The following is an 18,948-nucleotide window of genomic DNA, read 5'->3' as shown; positions in this document are numbered from 1 at the left end:
CCATCAGGTCAGAGCGGGTCATCCCAACAATCCCGCCTCATCTCGAAGTGCTCCTTGCCACGGCAAGGAGCCTCGAAGGAGACGTCCAGAGGCCTCCGCGATTTCGGGAGGCCTGCTTCGGGGCCGCTCCGCAGCACCTCAGGATGGAGGTCGAGTGTTGGATAGGCGACGCAAACGACCCCCGAGGTGCGCGGCTCAGCCCTCGCGCTTCTTGCGCTGCGCCAGCGTGCGCAGGCGCAGGGCGTTGAGCTTGATGAAGCCCGCTGCGTCGCGGTGGTCGTAGGCGACGGCGCCCTCCTCGAAGGTGACGAGATCCTGATCGTAGAGCGAGTGCGGGCTCGTCCGGCCGATGACGTGGACGCCGCCCTTGTAGAGCTTGAGCCGCACCTCGCCTGTGACCTTCTCCTGGCTCTTGTCGATCAGCGCCTGGAGCATCTCGCGCTCCGGCGAGAACCAGAAGCCGTTATAGATCAGCTCCGCGTATTGCGGCATGAGCTGGTCCTTGAGATGCGCCGCGCCGCGGTCGAGGGTAATCGACTCGATGGCCCGGTGGGCCGGCAGCAGGATGGTGCCGCCGGGCGTCTCGTACATGCCGCGGCTCTTCATGCCGACGAAGCGATTCTCGACGAGATCGAGCCGGCCGATGCCGTTGGCGTGGCCGAGCTCGTTCAGCTTGGCCAGCAGGGTGGCGGGCGAGAGCCGTTCGCCGTCGATCGAGACGGCGTCGCCGCGCTCGAAGCCGATGGTGATGACGGTCGGCTGGTCCGGCGCCTCCTCCGGCGAGAGGGTGCGGGAATAGACGTAGTCCGGCACTTCGACGGCGGGATCTTCCAGCACCTTGCCCTCAGAGGAGGCGTGCAGGAGGTTGGCATCGACCGAGAACGGGCTCTCGCCGCGCTTGTCCTTGGCGATCGGGATCTGGTGCTGCTCGGCGAACGCGATGAGCTGCTCGCGCGAGCGCAGATCCCATTCGCGCCAGGGCGCGATCACCGTCAGGTCGGGCTTGAGCGCGTAATAGCCGAGTTCGAACCGGACCTGATCGTTGCCCTTGCCGGTGGCGCCGTGGCAGACGGCGTCGGCGCCGACGCGCTCGGCGATCTCGATCTGCTTCTTGGCGATCAGCGGCCGGGCGATCGAGGTGCCGAGAAGATAGACGCCCTCGTAGACGGCGTTGGCCCGGAACATCGGGAAGACGTAGTCGCGGACGAATTCCTCGCGCAGGTCTTCGATAAAGATGTTTTCCGGTTTGATGCCGAGAAGCTCGGCCTTGCGGCGGGCCGGCTCCAGCTCCTCGCCCTGGCCGAGATCGGCGGTGAAGGTCACCACCTCGCAGCCGTAGGTGGTCTGAAGCCACTTCAGGATGATCGAGGTGTCGAGGCCGCCGGAATAGGCGAGAACGACCTTCTTGACGGATTTGTTCAGGCGGGCGTCGGACATGGTGTTGGGCTCGGGCAACAGGGTGCAGGCGGATTAACAGCGGAGGCGCGCGGCGCGCAACCGGCGGGGCGGCATGCCCGTTGCCTCGTTTCCAATCCAGCCTGCCCCGGAGCGCCGCCGAAGACGTGGTAGGGTCGCCGGCAGGACGGACGAGCCGATCCGGAGAATCGACGAATGCCGCGGCGACCGACCCTGGAATTCTGGTACGAGTTCGCCTCGACCTATTCCTACCTCTCGGCCATGCGCATCGAGGCGCTGGCCGAGGCGGCCGATGTCGAGCTGCGCTGGCGGCCGTTCCTGCTCGGGCCGATCTTCGCGGCGCAGGGCTGGACCAACTCGCCGTTCAACCTCTACCCGGCCAAGGGCCGCAACATGTGGCGCGACCTCGATCGCGAAGCCGCCCGGTTCGGGCTGCCGCCGGTCACGCGCCCGAACCCGTTTCCGCAGAACTCCCTGAGCGCAGTGCGCGTGGCGACCTACGGCGCCGACCAGGACTGGCTGGTGCCGTTCTCCAAGGCGGTGTTCGAGACGAGCTTCGCCAAGGGCTCCTCCATCGCCGAGCCGGCGGCGGTCGGCCGGATTCTCGACTCGCTCGGGCTCGACGGCACCCAGATCCTCAAGGCGGCGGCCTCCGAGGCCAACAAGAGCCGCTTGAAGGTTGCGGGGGAGGAGGCCCGCTCCCGCGGCATTTACGGCGCGCCGAGTTTCCTCACCGGGGACGGCGAACTGTTCTGGGGCAACGACCGCCTGGAACAGGCTCTGGCCTGGGCCGCCGGGGACCGGCCCGACGGGTTACGGTGAGAGGCCGGGGGCCTATGCGTCGCGCCCGGCCCGTACTCAGATTTTCTCAGACCACGACGGGCTCGGCCGGCGGCGTCATCTTCCGGAGGCCGTCGAGCAGGTCCGCCATGGGCTGCGGCATGCCGATCAGGTAGCCCTGCACGTAGCGGCAGCCGTGGCCGCGCACGGCGTTCAACTGCTCCGTGGTCTCGATTCCCTCGGCGATGCCGTCCAGCCCGAGATTCTGGCACAGGTCGAGGATGGTGCTCACGACGCTGCGGCCGAGATCAGTCTCGACATCGGCCATGAAGCCGCGGTCGATCTTGATCCGGTCCAGCGGCAGGCGGTGGACGTAGTTGAGGCTCGAATAGCCCGTTCCGAAATCGTCGAGCGCGATCTTGATGCCCAGCGCACGCAGAAGCGTGATCGCCTGCTGCGCGCCCTCGAAGTCGCGCATCAGCGCCGTTTCCGTCAGTTCCAGAGTGATCCGGTGTGGATCGAGCCCGCTCCGGCGAACGGCGGCGAGGATGGCGATCACCGTCTCGGATGAGGCGAGGTCGTGCGAGGAGAGGTTGAACGACAGGCCGATCTCGGGCGGGAGCCGGGCGGCGTCGGCAAGCGCCTTGCGCAGGAGAAGCAGCGTCACCGAATGGATCATGCCGCAGCGCTCCGCCACGGCGATGAAGCGGTCCGGCGGCACGCGCCCGAGCTTCGGACTCGTCCAGCGCGCCAGAGCCTCGACCGCGGTGATCCGGTCCGTCACGGTGTCGAGGATCGGCTGGTAGTGCATCTCCATCTCGGCGGCGAGGTCGGCGCTCTGCAACGCCGTCTCCACCGCGCGCGCATCGCGGATGGCGTCCTCATGCTCCTGCGAGAACAGGGTCGTGGAACCCCGCTTGCGCTCCTTGGAATGGTAGAGCGCGTAGTCGGCCCGGTCGAACAGGGCGTCCGCAGCGCGTCCGGCCTGGGGGTAGAGCGCGAGTCCCCCTGAGCACCCCGGCACGACCTGCGTCTCACCCAGCGCGATCGGCGCGTGCAGCCGCGTGCAGATCCGATTGCAGAGGTCGAGCACTTCGTCCGGGCGGGCGGTGCTATGAATCAGCACGCCGAACTCGTCACCGCCGAGGCGCGCGATCGTCACGCCGTTGCCGGCGAAGGTTTGGAGCCGACGCCCGGTCTCTTCGAGCACCCGGTCTCCGGCGGTGTGGCCGAAGGTGTCGTTGATCGGCTTGAAGCGATCGAGGTCGAAGATCGCGAGGGCGAAGGCCGTGTCGCTGCCGGCCGATTCGGCGATCAGGGCGTCGAGACGCTGGAAGAAGTAGCGCCGGTTGGGCAGTCCGGTCAGGCTGTCGGTGTGGGCAAGACGCCGGTTGTCCTCGCTCAACCGCTGCGCCTCCGCCTTGGACTCGACCAGTTGCAGGAAGGCCAGGAAGTTGTTGGTGAGGATGCGCACCATCACCACGGTGACGAAGGCCGTGTTCAGCGCGATCGCGATGAAGACGCTGTTCCCGCTCGTGAAGCAGTGGATCAGGAACACGCCGATGACGATGAACGTCACCAGCAGAGCCGCGAACGGGAGATGCGTCAGGCAGAAGATGCAGGCGATGACGGTGATCGCCACGAAGATTGCGACGTGCCCCTGCTCGAACGGACCGCCATACCCATTGAGCATCATCGCCCAACCGACGAAGAGGGCCGAGAACAGGATGGTGAGCAGGCTGGTACCGCGCAGCCGCTTCAGGGCCCTGGCTCCGGCGATGTCCTGCGGACGCAGGCGCCACCAGTGGATGGCGCGCACCACGCACAGGGCGATCATCAGGCCGGGCAGTCCGATCGTCAGCCAAGCCGGTGCGAAGGGGTAATGGGTGAAGGCGAGCGCGCAGGCATTGATGGAGAGCAGCGCGTAGAGCGACGGAATCTGCTTCCGCAACTCCATAAGCTGATGGATGCAGGCCTCTGGATCGGTATAGCCCGAAACGATCCCACTCAACAATTCTTTGCGGCCGCGGATGAATTTCATCGTATCTTACCGACGACCGAATACCGAGCCAGCAACATGTTAAGCACGTATCCTTCCCAGTAGAATGTACTTGGTCCGATACCTCCTAAAATTTTATTGCACTGGAAAAATCCAACCCATGAATAGGCTGCCGAGACCGTCGTACCTGAGGGCCTTTCAGGACATGCCGCTTCGCAACAACATGTGCGCCGCAGCCGGCAGCCCAATCGACACCCGCCTAGAGCGACGAAAGTCGGGACGGTTCATCCGCGTGTTGCCGTATCGACATGGATGTCGCGGCCCCGCGTCTCCGGCAGCAACAAGGCGGCAGCGGTGCCGACGAGGCTGAAGGCGGCGAGGTAGTAGGCCGGCGCCATCCGGTCGCCGGTCGCGGCGATCAGCCAGTTCACAACGTAGTTGGTGCTGCCGCCGAAGATCGAGACCGACAGGGCGTAGACGATGGACAGCCCGGCGCTACGCACCGCCCGCGGCAGGGCCTCCGGGATGGCGACGATGATCGCGGCCGCGTTGATCGAGGACAGGGCCGAGAGCAGGAAGGTGACGGCATAGACGCTGAACGCGCTCGGCTCCCGCAGCATCCACAGGAAGGCCGGCACGGCGAGCACGAGGATCAGCGCCCTCGGCCAGACCATGACCGGCTTGCGCCCGAACCGGTCGGCCAGCCAGCCGCCCAGCAGCGGGAAGATCACCGAGGCCAGTCCCAGCGCGATCGGCACGGCGTTGGCGGCCATCTCCGAGAGGCCGAGCGTCGCCCCGGCATAGACCGGCATGTTGGTGCCCACCGCATTCGACACGGTGGAGGCGGCGATGACGAGGAAGGTGAGGCCGAGCATCCGCCCGTGCCGGCGCAGCAGCCGGCCGAGCACCGCGCCCGTAGAGGCGGCGACGGCGGGGTCGTGGCCCTCGCCCGCGGTCTCCGGCAGGTGGCTGCGGATCACGAGGCCGACCGGCACGACGAGGAGGCCGAGGCCGAACATCAGCCGCCAGCCCCAATCGGCCATGGCCGTATCGCCGAGGATAACCGTCAGCACGGTGGCGAAGAGACCGGCGAACAGGGCGGCGCAGCCCTGGCTGGCGATCTGCCAGCTCGTGACGAAGCCGCGGTGGCGGGCCGGGGCGGCCTCGATCAGGAAGGCGGTCGAAGGCCCGACCTCGCCGCCGAGCGCCAGCCCCTGGATCAGCCGCCCGACGATCACGATCACCTGAGCCCAGCCACCGATGGTCGCCGTACCGGGGCAAGCCGCCAGCATCAGCATGCCGATGGCCATCAGCGCGATGGTGATGAGCATGGCCGGCTTGCGCCCGGCCCGATCGGCGAACGCGCCGATCAGCACACCGCCCACGGGCCGCATCACGTAGCCGATCCCGAACAGGGCCAGCGAGGCGAGCAGGCTGTCGGTCGGGCTGTCCGAAGGGAAGAAGGTCGCGCCGATCGATTGGGCGAAGAAGGCGTAGATGGTGAAGTCGTAGAATTCGAGGGCGTTGCCGAGAACGACGGCGCCTACGGCCTTGCGGTCGAGGCGCGTCGGCGCGGCGCTGACGGGCGAGTGCATCGTGATCCTGTCGTGAGGTCCCGGATGGTCGAGGCGCGGCGGGAGGCGGGTTCCGGGCAAGGCGCGTCGGTTGCGGGCGGCAGTTAGGTCGCCGCCGCAAAGCCGCCACCCCCGCCGGGCGACGCATGCGCCGGACCGCCGCCTGTTGCCGGCCACGTTTTCTTGAGCCGGCCGGCTCCCGGTCCCCGGTCCGATCGTGCTATCGGGCGCAGGTATCGCGTCTCTTGAAACTGTCCACGCCTCTTGCGCCTGCTCGTCGTCGCCATCGGACGCCTGAAGAACGGGCCGGAGCGGGATCTCGCCGCCCGCTACCGCGAGCGCGCGGTCGCGCTCGGCAAGAGCCTCGGCGTCGCGGCCTGCGAGCTTGCCGAGATTCCTGAATCGCGCGCGCGCCGGGCCGCCGACCGCGTCGCCGAGGAAGCGGCCGCGATCCTCGCCCTCGTGCCGGGCGACGCGGCGGTGATCGCCTGCGACGAGCGCGGCCGCTCCGACTGGCCGAGCGAGCGGATCGCGGACAAAATCGGGGCCTGGCGCGACGCGGGGCGGAGCAGCCTCGTTCTCGTCATCGGCGGGGCCGACGGCCTTCACGAGAGCGTGCGGGCACGCGCCGACCATATTCTCGCCTTCGGAGCGGCGACACTGCCGCACGGTCTGGTGCGCGTGCTCGCCCTCGAGCAGGTCTACCGGGCCCTGACCATCCTGGCCGGACACCCCTACCACCGGGGCGATCCCGAGGCATGAGAGCACCGGTGAACGCCGACCCGAGGCCGACGACCCGAACGGCTAAGCCCGCTGCCCTGCTGATGGCGCTCGCCTGCCTCGCGGGCGGCCCCACCCTGCCTGTGTGCGCGCAGACGCCCCCCGATCCGGAGGCGATGCGGCGCACGCAGGAGGAGCGGGACCGGCGCGCCCAGAGCCTGAAGCAGATCGAGGAGGCGCTGGCGGCCAGCAGCGGCAACCGGGCGGCGCTCGAGTCCGAGATCAGCGCGATCGGCTCCGATCGGACCAAGCTCAGCGCCGCCCTGCTCGATGCCGGGCGCCAGGCCCAGGCGACTGAGGACCGGATGAACCGGCTGGAGGAGCGCCTGCGGGCGCTGACCGACAGCGACGCGGCAATCCGCAAGTCGCTGGAGGCGCGCCGGGCGGTCATCGCCGAGATCTTGGCCGCGCTCCAGCGCATGGGCCGGCGCCCGCCGCCCGCCGTGCTGGTGCGGCCCGAGGACGTGCTGGCGGCGATCCGCACCTCGATGATGCTCGGTGCCGTGGTGCCGGAGCTGCGCGGCGAGGCGGATACGCTGGCCGGCGACCTCACCGAGTTGGTCCGCGTACGTGGCCTCATCGCGGCCGACCGCGAGGCGCTGAAGAAGGATCTCGCGGGCTGGGCCGCCGAGCGCCAGCGCCTCGACGCGCTGATCGCCGCCCGCCGCAGCCGTCAGGCGGAGGTCGAGACGAGCCTCACCGCCGAGCGCCAGAAGAGCGCCGAACTCGGCGCCCAAGCCAAATCCCTCAAGGATCTCGTGGAGCGGATGGAGAGCGAGCTGTCGAGCGCGCGCCGCGCCACCGACGCCGTCCGCGCCGCCGCCGAGCGGGAGCAGCGGGCGATCCAGGACAAGTTCGCTGCCGCCAGCGCCCGCGATCCGGCGCGGCTCGCGCCCAAGGTGAAGTTCACGGAAGCCCGCGGCGATCTGCCCAGGCCGGTGAGCGGCACGCTCGTGCGCGGCTTCAACCAGCCCGACGGCCAGGGCGGCACCACCCGCGGCATCTCGCTGCGGACGCGGGCCAGGGCAGTCGTGTCCTCCCCGGCGGACGGCTGGGTGTCGTTCGCCGGCCCCTTCCGCTCCTACGGCCGACTCTTGATCATCAATGCGGGCGACGGCTACTATCTGTTGCTCGCGGGGATGGATCAGATCAACGTCGAGGTCGGCCAGTTCGTACTGGCGGGCGAACCGGTGGCCGTGATGGGCGAGGGCAGCGGCTCCCCGGCAAGCACGCCAGCGAACGTGACGCAGGCTGCGTCACAGAAGGACGATGATCGGATTGATCCCGTCCTGTACGTCGAGTTCAGAAAAGACGGCGGCTCCATCGATCCGGAGCCGTGGTGGGCGAGAAGTTCCAGCGAGAAGGTTCGCGGATAATGCGCAAAGTGTCCCTCGTGTTGCTCGGCGCGGCCCTCGGCATCGGCGCCTCGGCCCTGTCGACCCAGACCCAGCTCCTCTCCGGCACGAGCGCCATCGCGGCCTCGGCGGAAACCTACCGGCAGCTGAGCCTGTTCGGCGACGTGTTCGAGAAGGTGCGGACCGACTACGTCGAGAAGCCCGAGGAAGCAAAGCTGATCGAGTCGGCCGTCAACGGCATGCTGACCTCGCTCGATCCGCATTCCAGCTACATGGACGCGAAAGCCTTCCGCGACATGCAGACGACGACCAAGGGTGAGTTCGGCGGCCTCGGCATCGAGGTCACGATGGAGGACGGCCTGATCAAGGTGGTCTCGCCGATCGACGACACCCCCGCCTCCAAGGCCGGCCTGCTCGCCAACGACATCATCACCCAGATCGACGAGGATCAGGTCCAGGGCCTCACCCTGAACCAGGCCGTCGACAAGATGCGCGGCCCCGTGAACTCCACGGTGAAGCTGAAGATCTCCCGCAAGGAGGCCAAGGATCCCATCGACGTCTCGCTAACGCGCGACGTGATCAAGATCCGCCCCGTGCGCTCGAAGGTCGAGAGCGGCGATGTCGGCTACGTCCGCCTGACCCAGTTCAACGAGCAGACCTATGACGGCCTGAAGACCGCCATCGACAAGCTCCAGAGCGAGATCGGCGGCGACAAGCTCAAGGGCTACGTCCTCGATCTGCGCAACAATCCCGGCGGCCTGCTCGATCAGGCGGTGATGGTCTCCGACGCCTTCCTCGACCGCGGCGAGATCGTCTCGACCCGCGGCCGCAACCCGGACGAGACGCAGCGCTTCTCCGCCAAGGCCGGTGACCTGGCCAAGGGCAAGCCGATCGTCGTGCTGGTGAACGGCGGCGCGGCCTCGGCCTCCGAGATCGTGGCCGGCGCCCTGCAGGATCACAAGCGCGCGACCATCATGGGCACGCGCTCCTTCGGCAAGGGCTCGGTGCAGTCGATCATCCCGCTCGGCGGCCAGGGCGCCCTGCGCCTCACCACCGCGCGCTACTACACGCCGTCCGGCCGCTCGATCCAGGCCAAGGGGATCGAGCCGGATCAGGAGGTGCTGCAGGAGGTGCCCGACGATCTTAAGGGCAAGGACGAGACCAAGGGCGAGGCCGGCCTGAAGGGCCACCTGAAGCAGAAGGACACCGAGGAGCGCGGCGGTTCCTCGGCCTACATCCCGCCGGATCCGGCCAAGGACAAGCAGCTCATCGCCGCCGTCGACTTCCTGCATGGCATCCAGAAGGGTGCGGCCAACGTGACGAAGCCGGCGACGCAGAACTGATTGTGCCGGCCCGCGGCGGGGATCCGCCGCGAAGTTAGCGAAAGATTAACCATGACGGCCCGCAATACCGGTCAGACCGGGATTGCGGGCCGTTTCTCGTTGAAGGCCGGGTCCGGTCGTCCAATCTACGCCAAAGAGGCGGGACGGCGGGTGAGCGACGCGGCCGACGACATCCTGACGAAGCCCCTCGGTGTCGCGGACAAGGCGGCCCGGCCGCGCTTCGCCCTGCCTCCGTCCGCAGGCATGGCCGCCGGTGCCGGGGTCCTGGCGCTCGTCCTCCTGGCAGGCGGTATCGCGCTTACCGGCGATCCCCGTGGCGGCGAGCCTCGGGCGCAGGCGCAGATCGAGATCCGCGAAGCCCCGGCCTCCCGCGTGACCGACGTGGCACCGCCCGCGCCGAAGGGTCCCGCCCAATCCGCGAGCGAGGTCGAGCAGGCCTCCGGCGTCACCGTCTTCCGCCCCGACGGTTCGACGGCGCCCGATGCACCGGTCATCATCCGCGTCCCGAACGCCTCCCAGGTGAAGCTCGCGCCCGCGCCCGATCCGCGCCTGACCGAGCGCGGGCGCCACGGGCCCCTGCCCCGCCTCGGCGAGGGTCGGCTCCGCCCCCTCGACATCTACGCCCGCCCGGACGAGCCCGGGTCCGGGCCGCGTATCGCCGTCCTCGTCTCCGGTCTCGGCATCGGCGAGAACGCCACCCTCGGTGCCATCGCCCGGCTGCCCGCAGCGGTGAGCCTCGCGCTCTCGCCCTATGGCGGCGACTTGGAGAAGACCGCCACCCGCGCCCGCGAGGCCGGTCACGAGATCCTGCTCCAACTGCCGATGGAGCCGTTCGACTACCCCGACAGCGATCCCGGACCGCAGACGCTTCTGGCCACGGCCCGACCGGGCGAGAACCTCGATCGGGCGGCGTGGGCGATGAGCCGGTTTCCCGGCTTCATCGGCGCCGTGAACTTCATGGGCGGCAAGTTGATGAGCGAGCCCGGCGCCCTGGAGCCGGTGCTGAAGGATCTTTCCGCCCGCGGGCTCGGTTTCGTGGATGACGGGGCGGCCACCGGCTCGCAGGCCGCGGGTGTCGCGGCCAAGACCAAGCTTCCGACGGCCCGTGCCGAGGTGGTGATCGACGCCGTCGCCCGTCCCGACGCCATCGACGCGGAACTCGCCCGCCTGGAGACGTTGGCTCGGCAGAAGGGTCTCGTGCTGGCCTCCGCCGGCGCCTCACCTCTGACGATCGACCGCCTGTCGCGCTGGTCCCGTGATCTCGAGGCGCGGGGCATCCGGCTCGTGCCGATCAGCGCGATCCTGCGCCGCCCCGGCGGCGTCGCCAAATTATCGAGCGCGGCCCCTTAGCCGATCATCCTGAAAGACGATCACCGACCGCCGAAGAGGACGATACGAGGCCGGGCTCCGGCGCATCGGACCGGATCGCGCATCCTGCTCGTCGCTTCGAACGGGACCGGAGCCGACCACGGGCGAGGTGCTTCGCATCGCCTCCGACCTTCTCCTGCCGGCCGCTCGTCGATCACGAATTCTCGACAGGCCGATACCCGATCGCGACTTCCAGCAGATTGTTACACGCAGGGATGGTATTTCTAACCTATCATTTGATAGTTTACCATCGTCGCGAGGATCGCATCCGGTTTTAATCCAATCGGTAGCACGAAGTTCGATGGGCAATTTGTGATCCGGTAAGTGTTTACCGGCAGGATTATGCCGCTCGACCGACCAATTCGGACCGAGTCGTCCTGTCGGAGCTCATCCGTGTCCCTCCAAACGCTTCCCATCCGCAGCAAGCTGATCGGCGCCTTCGCGCTACTGACGGTCCTCCTTGTCGGCCTGGGCATCCTCGGTCTCGTCGGCACGCAGACGATGCGCGATCAGGCGCTCGACATCGAGCGCAACTGGCTTCCGAGCGTGCGCCTGCTCGGCGAGATCGACACCGCGTCGGCACGGATGAACGGCGTGATGCTGCGGCACACCCAGGCCCTCGATCCGCAGATGATCCCGGCCATGGACAAGGATTTCGAGCGCTTCGGCAAGCTGATCGCCGACAAGCGTGCGGCCTACGAGCCCCTGATCGCGACTGCGGAGGAGCGGGCGCTCTATGAGACCTTTGCGCGCGAGGCCGCTGCCTTCGATGCGGAGCGGCGGAACGTGATGGATCTCTCGCGCCAGGGGCGTAAGGCGGAGGCCTTCACCTATTACGAAGCGAAGGGTCTGGCGCCGCGCCGGGCGATGTCGAACGCTCTGGAGAAGCTGATCGCCCTCAACAACGAGGGCGCCGCCCGCGCAATGGAAGCGGGCGAGGTCATGTACCAGCGCGTCCGGACGATCGGCCTCGCCGTTCTCGTCCTCGGCGTTGCCCTCGCTATCTTGCTCGCCGTGCTGATCATTCGCGGCGTTACCCGCGGCATCGCCTCCGTTGTCGGGCCGATGCAGGCTCTGGCCGCGGGCGACGTCTCGGTCTCGATCCCGCATCAGGGTCAGCGGACCGAGATCGGGTCGATCGCGGACGCGGTCCAGATCTTCAAGGACGGCCTGATCCGCATGCGCAGCCTCGAAGAGGAAAGTGCCGCGGCCCGCGCCGGCGCCGAGGCGCAGCGCAAGGTGGCGATGCGCGAGATGGCCGAGCGGCTCGAGGGCGCCGTTGGCGGCGTCGTCAGCCTCGTCTCGTCCGCCGCCTCGCAATTGCAGGGCTCGGCCCACGGCATGACCGGCGCCGCCACCCGGACCGCCAGCCAGTCGGTCAGCGTGGCGGCGGCCGCCGAGGAGGCAGCCACGAACGTCAACACCGTCGCCGCGGCGACCGAGGAACTGGGTGCTTCGGTGCAGGAGATCAGCCGGCAGGTCAGCGGTTCGTCGAGCCTCGCCCAGGCCGCGGTCGGTGAGGCGGCGCAGACGGCCGCCCATGTCCGGGCGCTGAGCGCGGCGGTTGCCAAGATCGGCGACGTCGTCACCATGATCACCACGATCGCCGGCCAGACCAACCTGCTCGCGCTCAACGCCACCATCGAGGCGGCCCGCGCCGGCGAGGCGGGACGAGGCTTCGCCGTGGTCGCGGCGGAGGTCAAGGAACTCGCCAACCAGACCGCGCGGGCGACCGAGGAGATCTCCGGCCAGATCGGCCGGATCCAGGAGACCACCGGCCACGCGGTCTCGGCCATCGGCAGCATCACCGGGCGGATCGAGGAAATCAGCGCGGTGGCCGCCTCGATCGCCGCGGCGGTGGAGCAGCAGGGCGCGGCGACACAAGAGATTGTGCGCAACGTCGCCCAGGCGGCGATGGGCGCGGGCGAGGTGACGAGCAACATCGCCGGCGTGGCCCAGGCCGCCGAGGAGGCCGGAGCGACCGCCGCCGAAGTGCTCGCCGCCTCCTCCGAACTGTCGCGCCAATCCGAGCATCTCTCAACGGAGGTCGGCCGCTTCCTGGCGAACGTGCGCGCCGCCTGACCGATTGCGGGAACAGCCGGCACGAAGGCGGGCGCGGCCGAGGCCGCGCCCGCCTTCGTTTTGCGGCCTGCGATGGGCGGCAGGTCGGCGTTGCCCGCACCGGTTCGGCCACCTATGGTCGCGCCGCCAGCACGAGCCCGCGATGACCCGCCCCAACGACGACCTCCTGCGCCTGCCGGAAGGCAGCGCGCTGCCCTATCGCCCCTGCGTGGGCGTCGCCCTGTTCAACCGTGACGGCCTCGTCTTCATCGGGCGGCGCAAGCGCGAGGCGGGCCCCGAGCACGTCGACGGCGACCGCGCGTGGCAGATGCCGCAGGGCGGCATCGATGACGGGGAAGAGCCCCTCGCCGCGGCGCTGCGCGAACTCCACGAGGAGACCAACGTGCCGGCCGACGCCGTCACGCTGCTCGGCGAGACCCGCGACTGGCTCGCCTACGACCTGCCGCCGGCGGTCATGAAGCAGGCCTGGAAGGGCCGCTATCGCGGCCAGCGCCAGAAATGGTTCGCCTTCGGCCTGACCGGCAGCGAGGCGGTGATCGACGTGGATGCCCCCGGTGGCGGTCGCCACAAGCCCGAATTCGAGGCGTGGCGCTGGGAGCGGCTGGAGGCGCTGCCGGATCTCATCATCCCCTTCAAGCGTCCGGTCTACGAGGGCGTCGTCGCCGCTTTCTCCGGGCTGACCGGCTGGCAAGGCACCGAGCGAGACGCCGAGGATAACTCGGCATGATGCTTCCGCGCATCCGCGGCTGATCCGATGCGGTGGTGGCTCATTCCCCTTCTCGCGGTGGCGGCTTGGTTCGCCTACACGCTGACGCCGTTCTGGTCGCTCTACGGCTTCGCCGCGGCGGTGCAGGCGGGCGACGCCGCCGCGATCGAGCAGCGCGTCAACTTCCGCACGCTGCGCCTGTCGCTGGCCCGGCAGATCAGCGCCGCGGTCAAGGCCGACAGCAACGCCCTCGATCCGCGCGAGCGGCAGCGCATCGCCGACGCGGCGGCGGCGGTGGCGCTGCCGGTCATGGAATCGGCGCTGACCCCGCAAGCGGTGATCGACCTCCTCGATGACGGTTGGCCCCAAGGCGCCGACCTCGCCGCGCCGGCCAACCGGCACGAGCGGCGCGACGGCCTGCGCATCCCCGATCTCGGCCGGCTCCTGCGCTACTACGTCTCCTCCGACATGCGCGGCTTCCGCTCCGTGGTGATCCCCGTGCCGCCCGATCATCCGCGTCACGAGCAGTTCCGCATCCGCCTGCGCCTGCGCGACTGGGGCTGGCGCCTCGTCGATATCGAGCTGTCCGACGACCTGCGCCGCCGCATCGCCGAGAAGGCCGTCGCCGCAGCCACCCGCTTGCGCGACGGGCGCCCCGCCTCGGACAAGGCGCCGCCGGAAGCGCCCGCTCCGCGCCCCTGACATCACCTGACAGTTCTCAAGAAGGTGGTCTGGACGCCGGACTCGCTTCTCATAGCTGAGCCGTGACGACCGGCCCCGCTTCCGGAGCGCTGCCTTGAGCCAGAACGCCGCACAGAGTTCGGGTGCCGAGGAGTCGGGCCCCGGCCGCCGCCTCGGCGCAGGGCTCCTGATCGCCACCCTCGGCGTCGTCTACGGCGATATCGGCACGAGCCCGCTCTACGCCCTCAAGGAGGCGGTGCGCGCCGCGAGCCCCGGCGGCCCCCCGAGCCCGGTCGCGGTGACCGGCGCGGTCTCGCTGATCCTGTGGGCGCTGATCCTCGTCGTCGCGCTGAAATACGCGGTGCTGATCCTTCGTGCCGACAACCGCGGCGAGGGCGGCATCGTGGCGATGCTGGCGCTGCTCGGCGCCCGCCATGCGCGACCCGGCTCGCGGCAGGCGCTGCTGCTGGTCGTCGGCCTCGTCGGCGCCGCGCTGCTCTACGGCGACGGCGCGATCACCCCGGCGATCTCGGTTCTCTCGGCGGTCGAGGGCCTGCGGGTCGATGCCCCCGCTCTCGGCCGCTTCATCGTGCCGATCGCGCTCGCGATCCTCGTCGGCCTGTTTCTCGTGCAGCGCCGGGGGGCCGCCTTCATCGGCCGGATCTTCGGACCGGTGATGCTGGTCTGGTTTCTCGTGCTGGCCGCCCTCGGCCTCGGCGGCATCGCGCAGGCGCCGCAGATCCTCACCGCGATCAATCCGCTGCGCGCGGTGGAGTTCACGGCCCATGCCGGACTCTATGTCGGCTTCGCGATGCTGGGCGCCGCCTTCCTCGCGGTCACCGGCGGCGAGGCGATGTATGCCGATCTCGGCCATTTCGGCGCGCGGGCGATCCGCGTCGCGTGGTTCACCCTCGTGCTGCCGGCGCTGGTGATCCACTATTTCGGCCAGGGCGCGATCCTGCTGGTCGATCCGTCCGCGGCCGAGAACCCGTTCTACCGCCTCGCGCCGGGCCCCCTGCACTATCCGCTGATCGGGCTAGCGACGCTCGCCGCCGTCATCGCCTCGCAGGCCGTGATCTCAGGCGTGTTCTCGCTGACCCGGCAATCGATCCAGCTCGGCTTCCTGCCGCCGCTGCGCATCATCCACACCGCCCCGGACGAGAGCGGCCAGATCTACGTGCCTCTGGTGAACTGGCTGCTCGCCGCCGCGACGCTCTCGGCGGTGCTGATCTTCCGCTCCTCCGATGCGCTGGCGGGCGCCTACGGCATCGCCGTGTCGCTTCTCATGGCGATCACCACCCTGCTCGCCGGCCTCGTCGCCCGCAAATGGGGCTACGCCCTGCCCGTCGTGCTCGCGGTCAACGGCTTCTTCCTCGTCATCGACCTGATCTTCCTCTCGGCCAACAGCGTGAAGCTGTTCGAAGGCGGCTGGTTTCCGCTGCTCCTGGCCGGTCTCATCGCCTTCCTGATGCTGACCTGGCGCAAGGGCAATGCCTGCCTGGAACAGGCGCGCATGGCGCTACGCCCGCCGGAGACGCGGTTCCTCGACGATCTGCGCCGCGACCCACCGACGACCTTGCCGGGATCGGCCGTCTTCCTGTCTTCGGCGACCGAGGGCATCCCGCTGCCGATGATGCGCTTCGTCGAGCGCCTGCACGCGCTGCACGCTCGCGTGCTGATCGTGACCGCCCTGTTCGAGGAGACGCCGACGGTGCCGCGCGAGGAGCGTGCCTGCGTCACCGAGATCACCCCCGAGATCCGACGCCTGGTGCTGCATTACGGCTTCATGCAATCGGCCTCGATTCCTGAAGGGCTCGACTGCGCCGTGGCCGCCGGCCTCCTTCCGAAGGAGTTCACCGAGGATGTCACCGTCTTCGTCGGCCACGAGACGATCATCCCGGTCTCCGACCGACGCGGCATGTCGGATTGGCGCGAGGCGGTGTTCGCGGTGATGCAGAACAACGCCGAACGCACCGGCGCCCATTTCTGCGTGCCGGCGCATCAGGTGATCGAGATCGGCACCGAGATCGAGATTTGAGGACGGCTACTCGTCCGCCCCCTTCCCGGTCATCCGAAGCTGCGAGGCGACGCATTCGCGAACCGCGTCCTCGATCTTGGCCTTCTGCGCATTCGAATAGCCCGCGACGTCGTCGATGCATCTGACGAAGTAGCCGGCGGTGAAGCTCTCGTTGACCGAGACGAACGACTTGCCGAAGCGGGTCGCGAGTTGAAGGCGGTCCATGGCCGGACTCTGCCGCCATGCCTCCAGCGTATCGGTCATCGACAGGGCGTGGGCGGCGCCGGGCACGAAGGCGGCGGCGAGGAACAGGGCAGAGAAGCGGCGCATCGTGCTAAAACCTCCCGGATGGTTTTTCTGAATTATCCGCATATATTTTCCGAACAAACCCCTCTCTCGATACAATCGATGAGATCAGATCGGACCGTTTCGCCAGATAAACCGTTCCGGGATGTCGAACATCCTGGAGATGGAAGCCTTCTTCTTATTTTGTTCTGAGAGTTCCGCAGCGCTCCGCCCCCCCCGAGCCGGATGCGCCCTTCATCCGTGCCAATCGGAAAAGGCGACGACACGGTGGATCAGGCGGCGATTGCGGGCCGCCTCGCCGAACGGCGCGAGTTCCCAAGTCCATTCCCGCTCAGGATTGCCGAGCCGCGCGCCGTAGAGGAGATCGTGCCGGGCGTGGACGCGGCCCTGCCGGTCCTCCTCGGTCTCGTCGATGTCGGTGACGAGGCAGACCTGCGCTCTCAGGCCGGCCAGGGCCTTGAGATGGCCCTCGACGATCCGCCGGCCGAAAGCGTCGCCGTGCTCCGGCGTCCAGGCTCCGAGGGGGTGACGCGAGGCCTCCAGCCGCTCGACCGGGCGGATCGGCAGCTGCGAGAGGAGGTTGGCCGAGATGACGAGGCCGGTGCCCGGCTCGGTGCAGACCGGCGGCAAGCACGGTTCGAGGTCGCGCGCGGCGCCCGTCATCAGCGCCATCGCGCCGCTGAGATCCGCCGTCAGGGTCTCGACGTTGGCGAAGGCCCGGATCGCCCGCCGCGCCGGCCGCAGATGAACGGCATCGACCAGCACCACCCGCCGGAAGCGCGCGGCGAGATCCGCCAGCGGCACGTCGAGCAGGAGCCCGGAGCCCAGCACCACGGCGGTGTCGCCCCGCTCGGTCGCGGCGATGGCCGCGCGCATCACCGCCCGGCTCGCCTCCAGATGCGGCGCCCAGGCCCGGCGGCAACGCCGCGCCCGCGACATCAGCCAGACGCTGTCGCGTAGGTAGCCGAGCCGGCGCTGGGCGGCCGGCGCGGGCGTGGTTAGGAGATGCAGGAGATCGAGCAGCACGGTGGCGTGGCGTCCGGCACGGGACCGGACCTGTCAAGCCGCGTCACGTCTTGGTCGCGAAGCAGAGCCAGAACGCCCTTCCCTCCCCGGCTCCAACGCGAACGATCATGGATTCCCGAAACGCCCGCATCGCCGCCGCGCTGATCGCGCTCTGCGCCGCTCTCGGCGTTGCCGCCGGCTTCACGAACGTGTTCGGCCGGACCGGATCGGTGCCGCTCACCGCCTGGATCATGGTCGCCTACTTCACGAACCTGACCGGGCTCCTCGTCCTCGTCGTGTTCGGCGCGATCGCCCTGCGGGTGCCGGCGCTGGCTCAGCCCCGGCTCGTGGCGACGGCGGTGCTCGCGACCCTGCTCGTCGGACTTGTGCAGCGGCTTCTGCTCTACGGGCTCAAGACCCTGCGCGGCGGGGCGCTCGTCGGCGACATCCTGCTCCACCAGGCCCTGCCGGTTCTGGTGCCGCTGTTCTGGCTCGCCTTCGTGCCGAAGGGACGCCTCGCGGGGCGCGACCTCGTGCTGTTTGCGAGCTATCCGCTGATCTATCTCGGCTACACCCTGGTGCGCGGCGCCTACGACGCACGCTATCCCTACCCGTTCCTCGACGTGGGCAAGATCGGCTGGGGTCCGGTCGCGGCCTATGCCGGCGCGATCGCGGCGGCCTTCCTCGGGGTCGGCTGGGCTCTGGTGATGCTCGACCGGCGCCTCGCCCGGCGCAAGGTCGCCGAAGGATGAAGCATCGTCCCGAAAGGTGGCCGCCGGCTTTCGGAAAAAGACGAAGCTCTCGCCTCTACCCCTCGAACAAGGTGGCGATCTCGCCGGGGCCCAGGATGCGGAACTCTCCCGCCGGCAGGTCGGCGGGAAGGGCGAGACCGCCGACGCGGTCGCGGTGGAGCGCATCGACGTGGTTGCCGAGGGCGGCGAACATCCGCCTCACCTGATGGTAGCGCCCCTCGTGCAGGGTCACCGTGCAGTGGGTCGGGTCGTCCGTCTCCATCTCCACCGGCAGGAGCGGCTTGTCCTCGCCCTCCAGCATCATCGCTCCGGAGGCGAGGATCGCGGCCTCGTCGCCCTGGAGCGGGCGGGCCAGGCTCACCCGGTAGCGCTTGGAGACCTTGGCCTTCGGCGAGATGATCCGGTGCAGCAGCGCGCCGTCGTCCGTCATCAGCAGGAGGCCCGAGGTCTCCTTGTCGAGGCGTCCGACGGTGGAGAGCGCCGGATCGCGCCGCCGCCAGCGCTCGGGCAGCAGGCCGTAGACCAGCGGCCCCGCCTCCTTGTGCGAGCAGGTGACGCCGAGCGGCTTGTGCAGCATCAGGCAGAGGCCGGGCAGCGGATCGAGCGCCTCCCCCTGCACCGTCATTCGGGCGGATAGGTCAGGCTCGAGCGGGATGCGCTGCGAGGCGTCCCGCAGGGCCTGACCCTCGAGGCGGACGAGCCCGGCGCGGGCCAACCCCTCGACCTCCCGGCGCGAGCCGTAGCCGAGATTGGCCAGCAGCCGGTCGAGGCGGAGCGCCTTCAC

The 18,948-nt window shown here is 69.2% G+C and carries 16 protein-coding genes; 10 read left to right on the top strand and 6 right to left on the bottom strand.

All coding sequences use genetic code 11. The annotated features are described in order from the left end of the window. Positions 1–195: 195 nt before the first annotated feature. Positions 196–1,437 (bottom strand): argininosuccinate synthase, encoded by a 1,242-nt coding sequence (locus MFF24_RS00355; RefSeq protein WP_238221556.1) that lies wholly within the window; start codon positions 1,435–1,437, stop codon positions 196–198. Positions 1,438–1,611: 174 nt separating this feature from the next. Between MFF24_RS00355 and MFF24_RS00350 the strand changes: the two genes are divergently transcribed. Further along, on the top strand, positions 1,612–2,238 hold the full coding sequence (locus tag MFF24_RS00350) for a 2-hydroxychromene-2-carboxylate isomerase (RefSeq protein ID WP_108940201.1): 627 nt from the start codon (positions 1,612–1,614) through the stop codon (positions 2,236–2,238). Between the two features lie 46 nt (positions 2,239–2,284). Here MFF24_RS00350 and MFF24_RS00345 read toward each other — a convergent pair whose 3' ends face one another. Next, positions 2,285–4,237: a putative bifunctional diguanylate cyclase/phosphodiesterase gene (locus tag MFF24_RS00345; protein WP_238221555.1), complete on the bottom strand. Its 1,953-nt coding sequence runs from the start codon at positions 4,235–4,237 to the stop codon at positions 2,285–2,287. Between the two features lie 242 nt (positions 4,238–4,479). Continuing rightward, positions 4,480–5,790, bottom strand: a complete 1,311-nt coding sequence (locus MFF24_RS00340) for an MFS transporter (protein WP_238221552.1) — start codon at positions 5,788–5,790, stop codon at positions 4,480–4,482. 243 nt (positions 5,791–6,033) lie between these two features. Between MFF24_RS00340 and rlmH the strand changes: the two genes are divergently transcribed. From rlmH to MFF24_RS00300, 8 genes are all read left to right on the top strand, one after another. Beyond that, positions 6,034–6,531, top strand: coding sequence for a 23S rRNA (pseudouridine(1915)-N(3))-methyltransferase RlmH (gene rlmH / locus MFF24_RS00335; RefSeq protein ID WP_238221549.1), 498 nt, complete (start codon positions 6,034–6,036; stop codon positions 6,529–6,531). Further along, positions 6,528–7,925, top strand: a complete 1,398-nt coding sequence (locus MFF24_RS00330) for a murein hydrolase activator EnvC family protein (protein WP_238221548.1) — start codon at positions 6,528–6,530, stop codon at positions 7,923–7,925. The genes rlmH and MFF24_RS00330 overlap by 4 nt, the downstream gene beginning before the upstream one ends. Beyond that, the gene (locus tag MFF24_RS00325; protein ID WP_108940196.1) at positions 7,925–9,247 is read left to right on the top strand and encodes a S41 family peptidase; all 1,323 of its coding nucleotides are present in this window, start codon (positions 7,925–7,927) and stop codon (positions 9,245–9,247) included. Before MFF24_RS00330 ends, MFF24_RS00325 begins: the two co-directional genes overlap by 1 nt. A 150-nt stretch (positions 9,248–9,397) precedes the next feature. Beyond that, positions 9,398–10,597, top strand: a complete 1,200-nt coding sequence (locus MFF24_RS00320) for a divergent polysaccharide deacetylase family protein (protein WP_238222853.1) — start codon at positions 9,398–9,400, stop codon at positions 10,595–10,597. A 411-nt stretch (positions 10,598–11,008) separates the two neighbouring features. Beyond that, positions 11,009–12,697, top strand: coding sequence for a methyl-accepting chemotaxis protein (locus MFF24_RS00315; RefSeq protein ID WP_238221547.1), 1,689 nt, complete (start codon positions 11,009–11,011; stop codon positions 12,695–12,697). A gap of 142 nt (positions 12,698–12,839) precedes the next feature. Further along, positions 12,840–13,424 (top strand): RNA pyrophosphohydrolase, encoded by a 585-nt coding sequence (locus tag MFF24_RS00310; RefSeq protein ID WP_238221545.1) that lies wholly within the window; start codon positions 12,840–12,842, stop codon positions 13,422–13,424. A 27-nt stretch (positions 13,425–13,451) separates the two neighbouring features. Continuing rightward, the gene (locus MFF24_RS00305; RefSeq protein WP_238221543.1) at positions 13,452–14,105 is read left to right on the top strand and encodes a DUF2939 domain-containing protein; all 654 of its coding nucleotides are present in this window, start codon (positions 13,452–13,454) and stop codon (positions 14,103–14,105) included. A 94-nt stretch (positions 14,106–14,199) separates the two neighbouring features. Then, entirely contained in the window at positions 14,200–16,122 is a 1,923-nt protein-coding gene (locus MFF24_RS00300) for a potassium transporter Kup (RefSeq protein WP_238221541.1), read from the top strand. A 6-nt stretch (positions 16,123–16,128) separates the two neighbouring features. On the opposite strand, the gene MFF24_RS00295 is transcribed toward MFF24_RS00300, so the two are convergent. Both MFF24_RS00295 and MFF24_RS00290 read right to left on the bottom strand, forming a co-directional pair. After that, the gene (locus MFF24_RS00295) at positions 16,129–16,431 is read right to left on the bottom strand and encodes a hypothetical protein (protein WP_238221540.1); all 303 of its coding nucleotides are present in this window, start codon (positions 16,429–16,431) and stop codon (positions 16,129–16,131) included. A gap of 210 nt (positions 16,432–16,641) precedes the next feature. After that, positions 16,642–17,433 (bottom strand): hypothetical protein, encoded by a 792-nt coding sequence (locus MFF24_RS00290; protein ID WP_238221538.1) that lies wholly within the window; start codon positions 17,431–17,433, stop codon positions 16,642–16,644. Positions 17,434–17,540: 107 nt separating this feature from the next. Here MFF24_RS00290 and MFF24_RS00285 point away from each other — a divergent pair, with 107 nt between their 5' ends. Then, positions 17,541–18,164 carry a Pr6Pr family membrane protein gene (locus MFF24_RS00285; RefSeq protein ID WP_238221536.1) on the top strand — a complete coding sequence of 208 codons (624 nt, stop codon included), beginning with the start codon at positions 17,541–17,543 and terminating at the stop codon, positions 18,162–18,164. A 55-nt stretch (positions 18,165–18,219) separates the two neighbouring features. On the opposite strand, the gene MFF24_RS00280 is transcribed toward MFF24_RS00285, so the two are convergent. Further along, a complete protein-coding gene (locus MFF24_RS00280) occupies positions 18,220–18,948 on the bottom strand; it encodes a pseudouridine synthase (protein ID WP_238221534.1) in 729 nt (242 codons plus the stop codon).

Source organism: Methylorubrum aminovorans (assembly GCF_022179725.1).
In the GTDB taxonomy this organism is placed as follows: Bacteria; Pseudomonadota; Alphaproteobacteria; order Rhizobiales; family Beijerinckiaceae; genus Methylobacterium; species Methylobacterium aminovorans.
The sequence above is the reverse complement of the archived record's forward strand: the minus strand, read 5'-3'. Positions and strand labels throughout refer to the sequence as shown.